This window comes from Burkholderia sp. BCC1993 (assembly GCF_905339865.1).
Lineage (GTDB): Bacteria > Pseudomonadota > Gammaproteobacteria > Burkholderiales > Burkholderiaceae > Burkholderia.
Map to the genome: position 1 here is coordinate 102,309 of NZ_CAJPGZ010000010.1, position 15,105 is coordinate 117,413.

Annotated in this window: 14 protein-coding genes; 7 read left to right on the forward strand and 7 right to left on the reverse strand. The window is 68.0% G+C overall.

Annotated elements, in window-relative coordinates; translation table 11 throughout:
* Nucleotides 1-3 precede the first annotated feature (3 nt).
* The 3 genes from U4Y91_RS18180 to U4Y91_RS18190 all read right to left on the reverse strand — a co-directional run bounded on the left by U4Y91_RS18180 (nucleotide 4) and on the right by U4Y91_RS18190 (nucleotide 3,068).
* A complete protein-coding gene (locus U4Y91_RS18180; protein ID WP_321806200.1) occupies nucleotides 4-345 on the reverse strand; it encodes an NIPSNAP family protein in 342 nt (113 codons plus the stop codon).
* A 14-nt stretch (nucleotides 346-359) separates the two neighbouring features.
* Nucleotides 360-2,150: an FAD-dependent oxidoreductase gene (locus tag U4Y91_RS18185; RefSeq protein ID WP_321806391.1), complete on the reverse strand. Its 1,791-nt coding sequence runs from the start codon at nucleotides 2,148-2,150 to the stop codon at nucleotides 360-362.
* A gap of 81 nt (nucleotides 2,151-2,231) precedes the next feature.
* On the reverse strand, nucleotides 2,232-3,068 hold the full coding sequence (locus U4Y91_RS18190; protein ID WP_415750476.1) for an SDR family NAD(P)-dependent oxidoreductase: 837 nt from the start codon (nucleotides 3,066-3,068) through the stop codon (nucleotides 2,232-2,234).
* A 183-nt stretch (nucleotides 3,069-3,251) separates the two neighbouring features.
* Here U4Y91_RS18190 and U4Y91_RS18195 point away from each other — a divergent pair, with 183 nt between their 5' ends.
* Complete coding sequence (locus U4Y91_RS18195; RefSeq protein ID WP_321806201.1) at nucleotides 3,252-4,151, forward strand: helix-turn-helix domain-containing protein; 900 nt, start codon at nucleotides 3,252-3,254, stop codon at nucleotides 4,149-4,151.
* 90 nt (nucleotides 4,152-4,241) lie between these two features.
* On the opposite strand, the gene U4Y91_RS18200 is transcribed toward U4Y91_RS18195, so the two are convergent.
* Together U4Y91_RS18200 and U4Y91_RS18205 are read right to left on the reverse strand one after the other, a co-directional pair.
* The gene (locus U4Y91_RS18200; protein ID WP_321806202.1) at nucleotides 4,242-5,414 is read right to left on the reverse strand and encodes a 4-hydroxybenzoate 3-monooxygenase; all 1,173 of its coding nucleotides are present in this window, start codon (nucleotides 5,412-5,414) and stop codon (nucleotides 4,242-4,244) included.
* 145 nt (nucleotides 5,415-5,559) lie between these two features.
* Complete coding sequence (locus U4Y91_RS18205) at nucleotides 5,560-5,814, reverse strand: hypothetical protein (RefSeq protein WP_044847151.1); 255 nt, start codon at nucleotides 5,812-5,814, stop codon at nucleotides 5,560-5,562.
* 475 nt (nucleotides 5,815-6,289) lie between these two features.
* Between U4Y91_RS18205 and U4Y91_RS18210 the strand changes: the two genes are divergently transcribed.
* Nucleotides 6,290-6,520 (forward strand): hypothetical protein, encoded by a 231-nt coding sequence (locus U4Y91_RS18210; RefSeq protein WP_321806203.1) that lies wholly within the window; start codon nucleotides 6,290-6,292, stop codon nucleotides 6,518-6,520.
* Between the two features lie 4 nt (nucleotides 6,521-6,524).
* On the opposite strand, the gene U4Y91_RS18215 is transcribed toward U4Y91_RS18210, so the two are convergent.
* Nucleotides 6,525-7,271, reverse strand: coding sequence for a TetR/AcrR family transcriptional regulator (locus tag U4Y91_RS18215; protein ID WP_321806204.1), 747 nt, complete (start codon nucleotides 7,269-7,271; stop codon nucleotides 6,525-6,527).
* A 52-nt stretch (nucleotides 7,272-7,323) separates the two neighbouring features.
* Here U4Y91_RS18215 and shc point away from each other — a divergent pair, with 52 nt between their 5' ends.
* Together shc and U4Y91_RS18230 are read left to right on the forward strand one after the other, a co-directional pair.
* Nucleotides 7,324-9,396, forward strand: a complete 2,073-nt coding sequence (gene shc, locus U4Y91_RS18220) for a squalene--hopene cyclase (protein WP_321806205.1) — start codon at nucleotides 7,324-7,326, stop codon at nucleotides 9,394-9,396.
* Nucleotides 9,397-10,551: 1,155 nt separating this feature from the next.
* Nucleotides 10,552-10,851, forward strand: a complete 300-nt coding sequence (locus U4Y91_RS18230; protein ID WP_321806206.1) for an H-NS histone family protein — start codon at nucleotides 10,552-10,554, stop codon at nucleotides 10,849-10,851.
* Nucleotides 10,852-11,145: 294 nt separating this feature from the next.
* On the opposite strand, the gene U4Y91_RS18235 is transcribed toward U4Y91_RS18230, so the two are convergent.
* A complete protein-coding gene (locus tag U4Y91_RS18235) occupies nucleotides 11,146-12,060 on the reverse strand; it encodes a LysR substrate-binding domain-containing protein (protein ID WP_321806207.1) in 915 nt (304 codons plus the stop codon).
* A 149-nt stretch (nucleotides 12,061-12,209) separates the two neighbouring features.
* On the opposite strand from U4Y91_RS18235, the gene U4Y91_RS18240 reads away from it, so the two are divergent.
* The 3 genes from U4Y91_RS18240 to U4Y91_RS18250 are packed head-to-tail and all read left to right on the forward strand — an operon-like array spanning nucleotide 12,210 to nucleotide 15,056.
* Nucleotides 12,210-13,334 (forward strand): FAD-dependent oxidoreductase, encoded by a 1,125-nt coding sequence (locus tag U4Y91_RS18240; RefSeq protein WP_321806208.1) that lies wholly within the window; start codon nucleotides 12,210-12,212, stop codon nucleotides 13,332-13,334.
* Nucleotides 13,327-13,623, forward strand: coding sequence for a (2Fe-2S)-binding protein (locus tag U4Y91_RS18245; protein WP_321806209.1), 297 nt, complete (start codon nucleotides 13,327-13,329; stop codon nucleotides 13,621-13,623). The genes U4Y91_RS18240 and U4Y91_RS18245 overlap by 8 nt, the downstream gene beginning before the upstream one ends.
* Nucleotides 13,620-15,056: an NAD(P)/FAD-dependent oxidoreductase gene (locus U4Y91_RS18250; RefSeq protein WP_321806210.1), complete on the forward strand. Its 1,437-nt coding sequence runs from the start codon at nucleotides 13,620-13,622 to the stop codon at nucleotides 15,054-15,056. The genes U4Y91_RS18245 and U4Y91_RS18250 overlap by 4 nt, the downstream gene beginning before the upstream one ends.
* Nucleotides 15,057-15,105: the final 49 nt, after the last annotated feature.

Here is a 15,105-nt window from a genome sequence, read left to right on the forward strand (position 1 = left end):
GGCTCAGCGCGTCAGGTACGCGAGGCTCGGAAACTCGACGCGGCGGATGATGCGGCTCTCCTGCGCGACGATCAGGTGGCCCGACGCCTGCAGATACGCAGGCCAGTCCGGATCGGCATCGCGCGCGGTGCGCCGCGCGTCGTAGTCGGCGATGCTGTCGTAGCCCCACAGATGGACGACCTGGTTCAACGCGCCGATGTCGCTCATGTAGAAGCCGACGGGCGCGCCGAGATACTTGACCTGGATCGGCATCGCGAGCCGGTCGAAGATCTCGATGAACTCCGCCATGCCGCGCGGGCGAATCGTGTAGATGCGATGGTCGATGAAGAATTTCGCGGTTGTCATGGTCGGCTCCGGATTCAGGCGGTCGCGCGCGCGGCGGCGGGATGCGGCGCGGCAGTGGGCGGGGGTGGCTCTGCGACGTCGGTGCGCTCGCCAAGGTCGTCGAGCCCAGCGATATGGCGTGCGCTCAGATAGCCGAACGTCATGATCGGCCCGAGCGTGATCCCCGCGCCCGGATAGTTGCCGCCCATGATGCTGGCGCGATCGTTGCCGACCGCATACAGGCCGGCGATCGGCCGGTCGGCGGCGGCGAGCACCTGGCCGACCGCGTTGGTCCGGATGCCGTCGAAGGTGCCGAGGTCACCCATCACGACCTTCAGCGCGTAATACGGCCCGTCGCCGAGCGGCGCGACGCACGGATTCGGACGATGGTCGGCGTCGCCGAGATAACGGTTGAACGACGTCGTGCCGCGGCCGAATTCGGGATCCTCGCCGCGCGCAGCATCGCGGTTGTAGCGCCGCACGGTCGCCTCCAGATTCGCCGCATCGATGCCGGCGCGCTGCGCGAGTTCGGCCAGCGTGCGCCCCTGCACGAGATAGCCGTTGCGCAGCAGCGGCCCGAGCGGCACGGGTGCGGGCTTCGCGAAGCCGAGCCCGTATTTGCGGATCGTCGCGTGATCGCACACGAGCCACATCGCGGTCTCGGTCTCGTCGCGGCATGCGGCGATCATCGCGGCGCCGACGTCGTGATACGAATTCGATTCGTTCGTGAAACGCGTGCCGCGCCGGGTCACGCCGATGACGCCGGGCTTGTAGCGATCGAGCAGATGCGGAAACACACCGAAGCGGCCGTCGCCGAGCGGCACGCGCGAGACGGGCATCCATGCGGCCGGTTGCGGATAGCGGATCTCGACGCGGCCGCCCGCGCGCTCGGCGAGTTTCGCGCCGTCACCGGTGTTGCCGCCCGGCACCGGCGATACATGCTCGCCGCCGCGCGCCACGTGCGGATAAGCACGCGCGATGCGCGCGACGTCGTGCGAGAAGCCGCCGCTCGCGAGCACGACCGCGCGGCGCGCGGTGATGCGATACGTCGCGCCGTCGGCCCCGACCGTCGCGCCGGCGATGCGTGCGCCGTCCGCGACGAGTTCGCGTGCGGGCGTGTTCGTCAGGATCGGAATCCCGAGATCCAGCGCGGACTTCGCGAGGCGCGCGGCGAGCGCATTGCCGCTCGTGATCTGCACGCCGCGCCGGTACAGCGCGAGATCCTTCAGATGCGCGGCAAGCCGCTTCGTCACGTACCACGCCGACTGGAGCGAGCGCGTCGCGTTGAAGAAGTGCTTCAGGTCCGCGTTCGACGAATTGAACATCATCCCGATGAACGTGATCGTCTTCAGCGGCGGACGCAGGCGCTCGAGATCGCGCCCGAGCCCGCGCGCATCGTACGGCGCGGCAACGACCGAGCGGCCGATGTCGACGCCGCCGGGCATGTCCGGGTGATAGTCGGGATACAGCGTCGGCACGAATTTCACGTCCGTCTCGCGCTCGAAGAAATCGAGCATGCGCGGCCCGTGCTCGAGAAACGCGTCGATCGCCGCATCGTCGTAGAACTCGCCGGTCTCGCCGCGCAGATACGTGCGGGCCGCATCGCGCGTATCCTGCACGCCGTTTGCGCGCGCATGGCGATTGCCGGGGATCCACAGCACGCCGCCGGAAAATGCGGTCGTGCCGCCGAAGCATGCTTCCTTCTCGACGACGATCACGTCGAGCCCCGCCTTGCGCGCGGTAATGGCGGTGGACAGGCCGCCCGCTCCCGATCCGATCACGAGCAGATCGCACGTGACCTGCTTCGAGTGCTGCCGATCGTTCATCATGTCTTCCTCCGTCTCTTGAATAACTGCGTCGCCGAGCTCGTGCTGCGCGCCGTGCGTGCAGCGCGGCAAGGCCGCGAATCAGCGTGCGCCGGCACCGGCCTCGTAGCCGGGCCGCGGCACGAGATCCATCAGCATCGCGTCGAGGCCGCCGTCGACCACCAGCTCCGCGCCATTCACGTATGCCGCACGCGGGCTCGCGAGAAACGCGACGACGTTCGCGATGTCGTCGGGCCGGCCGATACGGCGGTTCGCGGTCATCGCGCTGCGGCGTGCCTCGATGTCGCCGCTCGCATAGAACGACTCGGACAGCGGCGTGCGGATCATGCCCGGGCACACGGTATTGCTGCGGACGCCGCGCGGCCCCCACTCCGCCGCCAGTTGCCGCGCGAGCATCGCGACCGCCGCCTTGCTCGCGCTGTAGGCGCCGCTGTACGTCTGCGGGTGGCGCGCCGCGATCGACGCGACATGCACCAGCGCACCCGAGCCGCGCGCGAGCATCGCGCGCCCGAATGCTTGCGAACACAACATGTAGCCGGTGAGATTGACCTGCAGCATCGCGTTCCATGCGTCGAGGCCGATGCTCTCGATGCCGCCGGCACGCAACAGGCCGGCGTTGTTCACGAGCACGTCGACGGGGCCGAGGTCGCACGCCACGCGTTCGGCGGCCTGGGTCACGCTGGCGGCGTCGCCGATATCGCAGCCGATGGCGACGACGTCGCCGCCGGCCGTGCGCAGCCGCTCGGCGATCGCGATGGTGCCGTCCGCGTCGCGGTCGAGCAGCGCGACCCGCGCGCCGGCCGCCACGAACGTTTCAACGATCGATGCGCCGATACCGCCCGCGGCCCCCGTCACGACACACACCTGCCCGTCGAGACGAAGCCAGTCCTGCTGTTGATTGTTCGCTTGCGATATCATTAGGTATCCTTCCGAAATAGGCTGGAAACGTCCGGATCGATCCGGCACACGCTGCCCGAACGTCGCGCGTCGCGTCAGTGGCAAGCGCTACGTCGATGGGAAAAGTATAGGAGCGCGCATCGCGCGAAAATTGGACAAACGCCGCAAGCAACAGGACAATTTGTACACAGGAGGCCGCGCGGCATGAGGAGAATCCCTAACTACGATCTGTATGGCGAATCGGCTCGTCCGTCCTGGTACGACGCGTTCAACTTCGAATGGATACCGGAGCGCAGCCGGCCGAACGACTGGCATATCGCCGCGCACCGTCACGACGCGCTATTGCAGATTTTGTACATCCGCGGCGGGCAGGGGCATGTCGTGATCGAGAGCGGGAAGCACACGTTCGCGCCGCCGTGCCTCGTGCTGCTGCCCGCGCAGACGGTCCATGCGTTCGAGTTCTCGCCGCAGATCGACGGCCTGGTGATCACGGTCGTGCAGCGCGCGCTCGAAACGCTGGTCAAGACCGCCGCGCCGGGCGCGCTGTCGATCCTGCAACGCGCGGCGGTGATTCCGGTCAAGGAGCCAGACGCGAGCGCGTCGATGCTGATGCCGTTGTTCGCGTTGCTCGAACAGGAATTCCGCAGCACCTCACGCGGGCGAGGCGCGGCCGGGATGGCGTTGCTGGTGGCGTTGGTCGTGCATGTCGCGCGCCTGAGCGATCTCGCGGCTGCGCCGTCGCATGCCGGCACCGATCGGCGCGCCACGTTGCTGCGGCGTTTTCGCGAACTGATCGACACGCATTTTCGCGAGCATCGGCCGGTGGAATTCTATGCGGACCGGCTCGGCGTGACGGCCGCGCAGCTTGCGCGCGTGTGCCGGGAGGAGTTGGGCATCTCGACGACGGCGGTCGTCAACGCGCATCTGATTCGCGAAGCGCAGCGCGATCTGGTTTATTCGAATCTGAGCGTGAAGCAGATCGCGCACGAGATGGGGTTTGCGGACAGCGCGTATTTCAGCCGCTATTTCCGCAAGCAGACCGGCCTGACGCCGGGCGAATTCAGGGAATCGGCCCATCGCGACCTGATGCCGGGCCGCTCGTGAACGGGCCGGGCGGTGCTGGCGATGCAGGCGATGCAGGCGGTCGCGGCTCCCGAATGCCGCGACCGCAACAGCCGGCTCGATCGCCGCGCGTCAGACCGCGACCGCGCCGACGTAGTTTTCGGCCATCGCCATCGCCGCCGTGCGCGATGTCGTCACGTGCTCGAGTTCGGCCACCTGCAAACGCTGCTCGAACGGCGACGCGTCGTCGAGACGATGCATCATGCGCGTCATCCAGTACGAGAAGTGTTCGGCGCGCCAGATCCGGCGCAGCGCGGTTTCGCTGTAGGCGTCGAGCAGGTCGGTGCGCGCTTCGTCGTAGAACGCCTGCAGCGCGGACGTCAGGATGCGCACGTCCGACACCGCTAGATTGAGGCCCTTCGCGCCTGTCGGCGGCACGATGTGCGCGGCGTCGCCGGCAAGGAACAGGCGGCCGTGCTGCATCGTGGTCGACACGAAGCTGCGCATGCCGACGATGTTCTTCTGGAAAATCCGCCCTTCCACGACCTGCCGGCCATCGGCGGAGTCGACGCGCGCGTGCATCTCGGCCCAGATGCGATCGTCGGACCATTGGTCGACCGAATCCTTCGGGTCGCACTGGAAATACATGCGCTGCACGTTCGGCGAGCGCGTGCTGACGAGCGCGAAGCCGCGTTCGTGGCGCGCATAGATCAGTTCGTCCGACGACGGCGGCGCCTCGACGAGAATGCCGAACCAGCCGAACCGAAACACGCGCTCATAGTCCTGCCGCAAGGCGGCGGGGATCATCGTGCGCGATACGCCCTGCGAGCCATCGCAGCCGATCACGAAGTCGCAGTCGAGCGTCTGTTCGACGCCGTCGTGCACGAAGCGAATCGACGGCGCATCGGTCTCGATGCCGGCAATCGTCGTCCCGGACACGTTGAAGTACAGCGCGCCGCCGGCCGCCACGCGCGCGGCCACGAGATCCTTCAGCACCTCGTGCTGCGCATAGACGGTGATCGCCTTGCCGGTCAGTTCGGTCAGGTCGATGCGGCGGCGCTTGCCTTCGAATGCCAGTTCGAACCCGTGATGCAGCGCGCCTTCCGCCTTCATCCGGTCGCCGACGCCCGATTCGGTCAGCACGTCCATCGTGCCCTGTTCGAGCACGCCGGCGCGGATGGTGGATTCGATCTGTTCGCGGCTGCGCGACTCGAGCACGACCGACTCGATGCCGCGCAGATGAAGAAGATGGGAAAGCAGCAGGCCCGCGGGCCCAGCGCCGATGATGCCGACTTGCGTACGCATGAATGTCTCCGGTTGGGATTGATTTTGCGCAAGTGTGGCGGCGACGCGTGCTATCCCGCAACGCGATATCCGGAATATGGACTATCTCGATAATGGATAAAGGCGGGCGCGCGCGGCACGTCCCGGGCCGCGCGCATCCATCCGTTCAGGGCTTCGCCGGCGCCGGCCGCGACTCCATCCCGTCGATCTTCGCGAGCAGCGCATTGCCGAGCTTCGTCAGATGGCGCGGCATGCCGGGGATCGCCAGCAGCGCCTCGATCCGCTCGCGCCAGTAACTCGGGTGACTCACGCGCATCGCAACCGGCATCACCGCCGCGCCGGTATCGGCATCGCTTTCCAGCAGCGCGACCATTCTCTCGATATGAGAGAGCTCGCGCTCCACATAGTCTCTCGTCAGCATGTGATTGCCACTCCCCGAAACACAGCACCCGGCCTGTCTTCATCGGCGCATCGCCGCATGGTCCTTTCGCTCGACGCGTCGTCCTCGTTTCGCTTCACGGTACGCGCGTCGTATGTCAGAAAAACGCCCGGCAGCACGACGATTTTCTTCATATCGTCGGATCATCGTGCCGCGCGCGTCACGTCCACGGCCCCGCTCTTCGTTGCCGATCGTAGACACTCTGCATCGCGACGGCATCCCCAAAATTGAGGACGCCTGCCGGAATCGATCGCACCGCATCCGCGCGACACGCCGGCATGCCCGACCCGGCGAACGCGATGCGACGACACGCGCAACGTAGCGCGTGCGGAAACTGGGGAACGGGGATGTCCAGGATTTGCCCGGCCGACGCGTCGATCTCGGCGCTCTGCACGCCCGCCGTCGATCCCGAGCAATGGGACGTCGCGCTCAAGGCCCTCATGGCGCTCGCCGACGCGTGGGCGGCGAACTGCTTCGTGCGCGACGCGCGCACCGGCACCGGCGTCCGTTCTCGCTCCCACGCGCGGAACCGGCCATCGCGAACGGCATTGCCGGCGGCCTGACGCCGGCCGGGTACGCGGCATGCAACGGCGTGCAGATCCGCACCGTGCGCAGCCAGATCAAGGCGGTCTTCGCGAAGACGGGCGTGCGACGTATTGCCGATCTCGTCGCGCTGTTCGGCGACTGAATACTCAGCGGCGCCGGCCGCGCGCACCTTTGATCTTGCCCGTGCCCGCCGGCTCTGCCGCGGTCATCCGGTCGAGTTGCCGGACGATCTCCGCGCGCAGTTCCGCCGAAATCTCCACGCTGTCGAGCAGCTCCGAGATCCACAGCCCGTCGGCCGCGAGCCGGCAGATCATCAGCGTCGCCGCCCGTTCGAGCGGCACCGGGTCCGGCCGCGTCCACTCGCGCATCGGCACCGACCAGCGCGCACGCGTCTCCTGCTCGGTGATCATCGACGCGACCAGCACGCGCAGCACGTCGGTGCTCGCGGCCGGCTGCGCGGTGTCGAGCACCGCATGCAGATACGCGCGCGCCGCCGCGCCGTCGCCGTGCGAATCGGCCGCGCGGCGTGCGGCCATCTGCGTCGCGAAGCGTTCGGTCGCCTGCCCGAACAGCGCGTCGAGCAAGCCCTGCTTGTTCGCGAAGTGATACTGCAGCGCGCCTTTCGTCACGCCTGCGCGCTCGGCGACCGCGTCGAGCGTCAACGCGGCCACGCCGTGATGAGTCGCGATTTCCGACGCGGCTTCCAGCAGCTGCGCGCGCACCTGCTCCGGCGCCTTTTTACGCCGCACGCCGGCGACGGGCGCGGAATCACGCGCGGAAGCAGGCACGGAACCGGCCACAGCCGGTACGCCGGACGCCTGCGGGCCGGCCGGTTCGGCCGTGTCGGCGGGCGCGGGAATGTCGTGCAGAGCGGGTTCGGGGCGTTTCTTCATGGCGGCGATGTTAGCACCCGCGGTCTCGAGATAAACATTCCGGCTGGATGGTATGATCCGCCGCATGAATAATCCCGCCCCCTCCTCCTGGTCGGCGCTCGACACCGCGATCGCCCGCGGCCGCGACGCGCTGATGCGTCTTCAGCAGCCCGACGGCAGCTGGTGTTTCGAACTCGAATCCGACGCGACGATCACCGCGGAATACATCCTGATGATGCATTTCATGGACAAGATCGACGACGCGCGCCAGGAGAAGATGGCGCGCTACCTGCGCGCGATCCAGCGGCTCGACACGCATGGCGGGTGGGATCTGTACGTCGACGGCGACCCGGACGTGTCGTGCAGCGTGAAGGCGTACTTCGCGCTGAAGGCCGCCGGTGACAGCGAGCAGGCGCCGCACATGGTCCGCGCGCGCGACGCGATCCTGAAGCTCGGCGGCGCGGCACGCGCGAACGTGTTCACGCGCATCCTGCTCGCGACGTTCGGCCAGGTGCCGTGGCGCGCGGCGCCGTTCATGCCGGTCGAATTCGTGCTGTTCCCGAAGTGGGTGCCGATCTCGATGTACAAGGTCGCGTACTGGGCGCGCACGACGATGGTGCCGCTGCTCGTGCTGTGCTCGCTGAAAGCGCGTGCGCGCAACCCGCGCAACATCGCGATCCCCGAGCTGTTCGTCACGCCGCCCGACCAGGAGCGTCAGTACTTCCCGCCCGCGCGCGGGATGCGCCGCGCGTTCCTCGCGCTCGATCGCGTGGTGCGTCACGTGGAGCCGCTGCTGCCGAAACGCCTGCGGCAACGCGCGATCCGGCACGCGGAAGCGTGGTGCGCGGCGCGCATGAACGGCGAGGACGGGCTCGGCGGGATCTTTCCGCCGATCGTGTACAGCTACCAGATGATGGACGTGCTCGGCTACCCGGACGATCATCCGCTGCGCCGCGACTGCGAGAACGCGCTCGAAAAGCTGCTGGTCATGCGGCCCGACGGCAGCGTGTACTGCCAGCCGTGCCTGTCGCCGGTATGGGACACCGCGTGGAGCACGATGGCGCTCGAGCAGGCGCGTGGCGTGGCCGCGCGCGACGCCGGCGAGCCGGCAGGCTCACAGAATGAACTCGACGCTGAACTCGACGCACGCATCGCCCGCGCATACGACTGGCTCGCCGAGCGCCAGGTGAATGACCTGCGCGGCGACTGGATCGAGAACGCGCCCGCCGACACGCAACCGGGCGGCTGGGCGTTCCAGTATGCGAACCCGCACTACCCCGACATCGACGACACCGCGGTCGTCACCGCGATGCTCGACCGCCGTGGCCGCACGCACCGCAACGCGGACGGCTCGCACCCGTATGCAGCGCGCATCGCACGCGCACTCGACTGGATGCGCGGGCTGCAATCGCGCAACGGCGGCTTCGCGGCGTTCGACGCCGACTGCGACCGCCTGTACCTGAACGCGATCCCGTTCGCCGATCACGGCGCGCTGCTCGATCCGCCGACCGAGGATGTATCGGGCCGCGTGCTGCTGTGCTTCGGTGTCACGAAGCGCGCGGCCGACCGCGCGTCGCTCGCGCGCGCGATCGACTACGTGAAGCGCACGCAGCAGCCCGACGGCAGCTGGTGGGGCCGCTGGGGCACGAACTACCTCTACGGCACGTGGAGCGTGCTGGCCGGGCTCGCGCTCGCGGGCGAAGACCCGGCGCAGCCGTACATCGCCCGCGCGCTCGCCTGGCTGCGCGCGCGTCAGCACGCGGACGGCGGCTGGGGCGAGACGAACGACAGCTACATCGACCCGGCGCTCGCCGGCACCAATGCGGGCGAAAGCACGTCGAACTTCACCGCGTGGGCGCTGCTCGCGCAGATGGCGTTCGGCGACTGCGAATCCGACTCGGTGAAACGCGGCATCGCGTATCTGCAATCGGTGCAGCAGGACGACGGCTTCTGGTGGCACCGCTCGCACAATGCGCCGGGCTTTCCGCGCATCTTCTACCTGAAGTATCACGGCTATACCGCGTACTTTCCGCTGTGGGCGCTCGCGCGCTATCGGCGTCTGGCCGGCGCTGCGCTGGCCGGTACGTCTTCGTCCAATGGGGCCGGCGTGTCGGCCTCCCGCACCGCGGACACCGCGCTCGCCTGAGCCTGAGCCTGAGCCTGAGCCTGAGCCTGAGCCTGAGCGTGTGCGTGTGCATGAGCACGAGCGCAAGCACGAGTCCGAACTCGAGCGGCAACGCGCGCGATCTTCCCTCCCGCGCGCGGGAGGTGCCGCGCGTTCCTCGAGCTCGATCGCGTGACACGCGGAGCGCATGAATGGCGCGGACGGGCTCGGCGGGAGCTTTCCGCCGATCGCGTCCTGCTACCGGATGTAGGGTGTGTCCGCCCTCTCGGACGATCATCCGCCGCAACGCGACTGCGAAAACGCACGGGAAAAGCGGCTGATCACGCGGTCTGACAGCGAGCCAATCGATCGCCGGCGGGAAACAAGATCCTCGTACGGGGCGTTTTCGCCGCACCCTGCCTTAAACGCTTCGACTCGATCCGGAATTCCAGAGCAAATCTCGCAATTCCGTCAATCACCGGAGTCGACACTGTCTGATCTACGATTTCAGCCTGCTGCGCTGCCACCACACACTGAACAATCGTAAGTCTCGTTTCATTTGAAAAAATGTCGCGAATCCGGCGCCCCCTGCTTCCTCCTCACCCCGGCGTCGTGGCTACCACAAGAGCCTTGAGCGCGAAATTCGGGCCCCGTTCGTAAAGCAATTTCGCCAAACGGATCAAGCACGAAAGCCCGCTGTTCGAGTAAGCGCGGCCGCCCCGCCGCCTTTGGCGGAGTCATAAGCCAGGCGTCTTTTTACATCATCTTTCGTTTCGCGACGTTATTGCCGGCTTTCCGTTGCAATTCGGTAACTATGTTGTAGCCTTCTGGTCCTGCTCCGCTTTTGATGACACTCATGACCGACCTGCTTACTGTCGTGACGATGGCGCGAATCGCTCGCCGAACACGATGGCAAACGGATTCATCGCCGATTTCCAGTCGAAGGCAGTGCGATCGGCGGCGAAACTCACATCATATGAAAATAGAATTTGATGGCTGGACAGTTCCTCGCGCCAAAGGCAAGGGAGATCCACGGCACAACAGGCTGAATTCGATGTGCCGGTCCTGCGGATCAGGCTTCAGATCCAAAGTTCAATTTGCTTTAAACTTGGCGAATTAGGCATAGCCAATCATTATCTCGATCATTTCGGCAAAAAGCCGCATATCATGTTTGCAGTACAACCCGCGGAGGAAAGCATGGCTACATACAAGGAACTGAAGGCTCAAATGGACGCACTGGCGGAGAAAGCGGAAACCGCCCGTCTCACCGAGCTCCAGGCTGTAATCGAAGACATCCGTACCAAGGTCGCAGAGTACGGAATTACCGAAAAAGACATCTTCGGTGTTCGTCGGGATCGAGCGGCGGCAAAAAAGCCGGCGCCGGTGAATGCGAAGTATCGCGATCCCAAGACTGGCGCAACCTGGTCGGGCCGTGGCCGCGCGCCCGCATGGATCAAGGATGCCAAGAACCGGAATCGATTCCTGATTCAGGAATGAACCATTCCGGCTAACGCCGCAGCTCGATCAGCGGCAACACACTCATCGAACGCCGATCATGTGTTTCGGCAATGCACGTCGTCGCGTCGATGAAGCCGCTCGCAAGGAGCGCTAAAGCGAGCGTAGTGGCACCCTACGCTCGCTTGTGTGCTCGCCCGTGCAACCGCAAGACGCCGAACACCCCGCTACGTGTGGGCAAACACCCGCCTGCATTGCGATACGGGCCAGGCATGATCGACGGGCAACGGCCAATCGGTGCGGCGCAATCGCGATCCGCTCCCCCGCTCTCCCCGCTCATGCGTCGCGCCGATCCCGCATCCGCGCAAACGCCTCCCGCAAATCCGTGCAGAACGCATCGCCGATCATCGACAGCGGCTGCGACGCGGACGTTACCAGATAGAAGTGATCGGGCACGGCCGGCTCGAACGGCTTGACGGCCACGCGATGGCCCGCATACGCGGCCGTCACCGGATCGATCAGCGCGACGCCCGCACCATTCGCGACGAACGCGACGATCGTCTGCGACAACTGCGCCTCGATCGACAGCACGCGCGACACGCCGGCCTCGACGAACACGCGGTCGATCGCGCTGCGCGCCTCGAAGCTCGGCGGAAACGAGATGAACGATTCGTCGCGCAGGTCGGCCGGCCGCACCACGCGCTTGCGCGCGAGCCGGTGCCCGCGCGGCACGATGCAGCACATCGCGCTTTCCGCGAGCCGCTCGCCGCGCACCGCCGGATGCGGCACCGGCTCGGCGATCAGCCCGACGTCGCATTGCCCCGACGCAACCTTGTCGACGACCGTCGACGCGCTGTGCGCGAGCAGCGTGATGTCGACACCCGGATGCGCGCCCGCGAAGCGAGTGACAAGCTCCGGCAGCAGGTCGAGTGCGACCGCCGGCGAGCCGGCCACGCGCAGCGTGCCGCGCCGCATCGCGCGGATCTGCTCGGCGGCCTGCGCGACGCGATCGAGCCCGACGAATGCGCGCTCGACTTCCTCGTACAGCACGCGCGCCTGCGCGGTCGGCGTGAAGCGCCCCTGCTGGCGCTCGAACAGCACGAAGCCGACGCGATCCTCGAGGTCGGCGATCAGCCGGCTCACGGCCGGCTGCGAGATATGCAGATCGCGCGCCGCGCGCGTGACGGTATGACGCTGCATCACCGCGCGGAATGCTTCGATCTGACGAATCCTGAGTGAAGGCGTGGTCATAACACTGGATTATGGATCGTTGATCAAGCTGTATTGGACAGTCTATTTTGCCTGCCCGAATATCGGTTCAGCAACGTCACACACGCAAGGAACCGCGCCACCATGCCCCATAACATGCAGACATCGACCCGATGCCGCCGGAGCCGCACATGACCGTGCGCGGCTTCGACGTCGTCGTGGCCGGCGGCGGCCTCGTCGGCATGGCGCTCGCGTGGGGCATCGCGCGCCTCGGCAAGCGCGTCGCCGTGTGCGACGGCGACGACATCGCGTTTCGCGCGGCACGCGGCAACTTCGGGCTGGTGTGGGTGCAGGGCAAGGGCGGACGCTGCCTGCCCTACGCGCGCTGGTCGCGCGAATCGTCCGCGCGCTGGGGCGCGTTCGCCGCGCAGCTGCGGCGCGAAACCGGCGTGGACTGCGGGTTCGAACGCCCGGGCGGCATCGAACTGTTCGAGCACGACGCCGAGCTGGCCAGCGCGACCGATCTGCTCGCGTCACTGCATCGCCAGGATGCGGCGCTGTCGTACGAAGTGCTCGATCCGGCCGCGCTGCGCAAACGGATTCCCGCCGCGTCGCCGGCGCTGGCCGGCGCGCTGTGGTCGCCGAACGACGGTCATGCGAATCCGCTCTACACGCTGCGCGCGATGCTGCAGGCGTTCGTGCAGCGCGGCGGCGTCTATCTGCCGCGCAACGCGGTCGACGAGATTCGTCCGCGCGCCGGACACTTCGAGATCGACACGCGCGAAGGCCGCCTCGAGGCCGGGCGCGTCGTGCTCGCGGCCGGCCTCGACAACGCGCGGCTCGCGCCGATGGTCGACATGGTCGCGCCGATCTCGCCGCTGCGCGGCCAGATCATGGTCACCGAGCGGCTTGCACCGTTTCTCGACTATCCGACGCTGGTCGTCCGGCAAACGCCGGAAGGCTCGGTGCTGCTCGGCGACTCGGCAGAAGACGTCGGCTTCGACGACGGCCAGACGCGCCCCGCGATGGTCGACATCGCGCGCCGCGCCCGCGCCGCGTTCCCGGCGCTCGCGCAGGCGCGCGTCGTGCGCGCGTGGGGCGCGCTGCGCATCATGACGCCCGACGGCCTGCCCGTCTACGAAGCGTCGGCCACGCATCCCGGCGCGTTCGTCGCGATCTGCCACAGCGGCGTGACGCTCGCGGCCGCGCATGCCGATCTCGTCGCGCCGTGGATCGCGGGCGACGCCGCGCCCGCCGACCTGTCCGCCTTCAACACCGCGCGCTTCGCCGCGCCCACGGTTACCCGGCATGTTTGATTCCATCGTCCCCGCCGCGACGCGCGAACGCGTGCGCATCCACATCGACGGCGCGCCGCACGACGTGCCCGCCCATTACAGCGTCGCGGCCGCGCTGCTCGCCGCCGGCACCCTCGCCTGCCGCGCGAGCGCCGTGAGCGGCGCGCCGCGCGGCCCGTTCTGCATGATGGGCGTGTGCTTCGACTGCCTCGTCGAAGTCGACGGCGTGCCGAACGTGCAGGGCTGCATGACGCCCGTGCACGACGGCATGCAGGTGCGTGCGATGCACGGCAAGGCGAGGCTCGCATGACGCGCCGCCAGTGTGACCTGCTGATCGTCGGCGCCGGGCCGGCCGGCATGGCGGCGGCCGTGGCCGCGCGCACGGCCGGGCTGTCGGTCGTCGTCGCCGACGAGGGCCGCGCGCCCGGCGGCCAGATCTATCGCAACGTCGCCGACGCGCCCGCGGATCTCGCGCGCTGGCTCGGCAAGGATTACGCGGCCGGCCGCCCGCTCGTCGACGGCCTGCTCGCGAGCGGCGCGCTGTATCTGCCGCGCAGCATGGTGTGGCAGGTCGCGTTCGAACCGGAGCCGGTCGCGATGCTCACGCAGAGCGGTCCATCGGGCGGCACGCTCGACATCGGCGCACGCGCGGTGCTGATCGCCACCGGCGCGCAGGAGCGCCCGTGGCCGGTGCGCGGCTGGACGCTGCCGGGCGTGATGGGCGTCGGCGCCGCGCAGACCTTGCTGAAATCGTCGGGGCTCGCGCCGTCGGCCGACACCGTGCTCGCGGGCAGCGGCCCGCTGCTGTGGCTGTTCGCCGCGCAGTTGCTGAATGCGGGCCGGCGCGTGCGCGCGCTGGTCGACACGACGCCGCGCGATGCGTGGCGCCGCGCGCTCCCGCATGCGCTGCCGGCACTGCACGGCGCCGATTATCTGCTCAAGGGCTGGCGCATGCTGCGCGCGGTGAGTAACGCAGGCATTCCCGTCTATCGCGGCGCAACCGATATCAGTATCGACGGCGACGGCCACGCGGAACGCCTCCGCTTTCGCGACGAAGACGACATCGCGCAATCGCTCGACACGTCGCTCGTGCTGCTGCATCAAGGCGTGATTCCGTCGACGCAACTCGCCCGCTCGCTCGGCTGCGCCCATGAATGGGACGAACACGCGGCATGCTGGCGGCCGACATGCGATGCACGCGGCCGCAGCAGCGTCGCGCAGGTATGGATCGCCGGCGACGGTGCGGGCATCGGCGGCGCGCAAGCCGCGGCCCGCGCGGGCGAAGTGTCGGCGCTCGACATCGCGGCCGCGCTCGGCGCACTCGATCGTCGCCGGCAAGCCGAACGCGAGCGCCCGGCGCTGCGTGCGTGGCGCCGCCATCTCGCGGTGCGCCCGCTGCTCGATGCGTTGTACACGCCGCCGGCCGCGCTGCGCCGCCCCGACGGCGACACGATCGTCTGCCGCTGCGAGGAGGTCACGGCCGGCGAGATCCGCGCGCTCGCGGCGCTCGGCTGCCAGGGGCCGAACCAGATGAAGGCGTTCACGCGCTGCGGGATGGGCCCGTGCCAGGGACGCTGGTGCGGCACGACGGTCGGCGAACTGATTGCCGACGTGCAGCAGCGCGGCGTCGGCGACGTGGGCCATTACCGGATCCGCGCGCCGATCAAGCCGGTCACCGTCGGCGAGATGGCCGACACCCTCGAATTGTCGAACGATTTCCGGCGCGGCGAATTCCCGAGCTGAAGCGCGGCCCGCGCACGCCCACGCTTCCCCACACGAACGGAGCCTGACC

Coding starts and splice junctions, on each gene's coding strand:
- U4Y91_RS18180 (WP_321806200.1), bottom strand. CDS start 345: ATGACAACCGCGAAATTCTTCATCGACCATCGCATCTACACGATTCGC.
- U4Y91_RS18185 (WP_321806391.1), bottom strand. CDS start 2,150: ATGAACGATCGGCAGCACTCGAAGCAGGTCACGTGCGATCTGCTCGTG.
- U4Y91_RS18190 (WP_415750476.1), bottom strand. CDS start 3,068: ATGATATCGCAAGCGAACAATCAACAGCAGGACTGGCTTCGTCTCGAC.
- U4Y91_RS18195 (WP_321806201.1), top strand. CDS start 3,252: ATGAGGAGAATCCCTAACTACGATCTGTATGGCGAATCGGCTCGTCCG.
- U4Y91_RS18200 (WP_321806202.1), bottom strand. CDS start 5,414: ATGCGTACGCAAGTCGGCATCATCGGCGCTGGGCCCGCGGGCCTGCTG.
- U4Y91_RS18205 (WP_044847151.1), bottom strand. CDS start 5,814: ATGCTGACGAGAGACTATGTGGAGCGCGAGCTCTCTCATATCGAGAGA.
- U4Y91_RS18215 (WP_321806204.1), bottom strand. CDS start 7,271: ATGAAGAAACGCCCCGAACCCGCTCTGCACGACATTCCCGCGCCCGCC.
- shc (WP_321806205.1), top strand. CDS start 7,324: ATGATCCGCCGCATGAATAATCCCGCCCCCTCCTCCTGGTCGGCGCTC.
- U4Y91_RS18230 (WP_321806206.1), top strand. CDS start 10,552: ATGGCTACATACAAGGAACTGAAGGCTCAAATGGACGCACTGGCGGAG.
- U4Y91_RS18235 (WP_321806207.1), bottom strand. CDS start 12,060: ATGACCACGCCTTCACTCAGGATTCGTCAGATCGAAGCATTCCGCGCG.
- U4Y91_RS18240 (WP_321806208.1), top strand. CDS start 12,210: ATGACCGTGCGCGGCTTCGACGTCGTCGTGGCCGGCGGCGGCCTCGTC.
- U4Y91_RS18245 (WP_321806209.1), top strand. CDS start 13,327: ATGTTTGATTCCATCGTCCCCGCCGCGACGCGCGAACGCGTGCGCATC.
- U4Y91_RS18250 (WP_321806210.1), top strand. CDS start 13,620: ATGACGCGCCGCCAGTGTGACCTGCTGATCGTCGGCGCCGGGCCGGCC.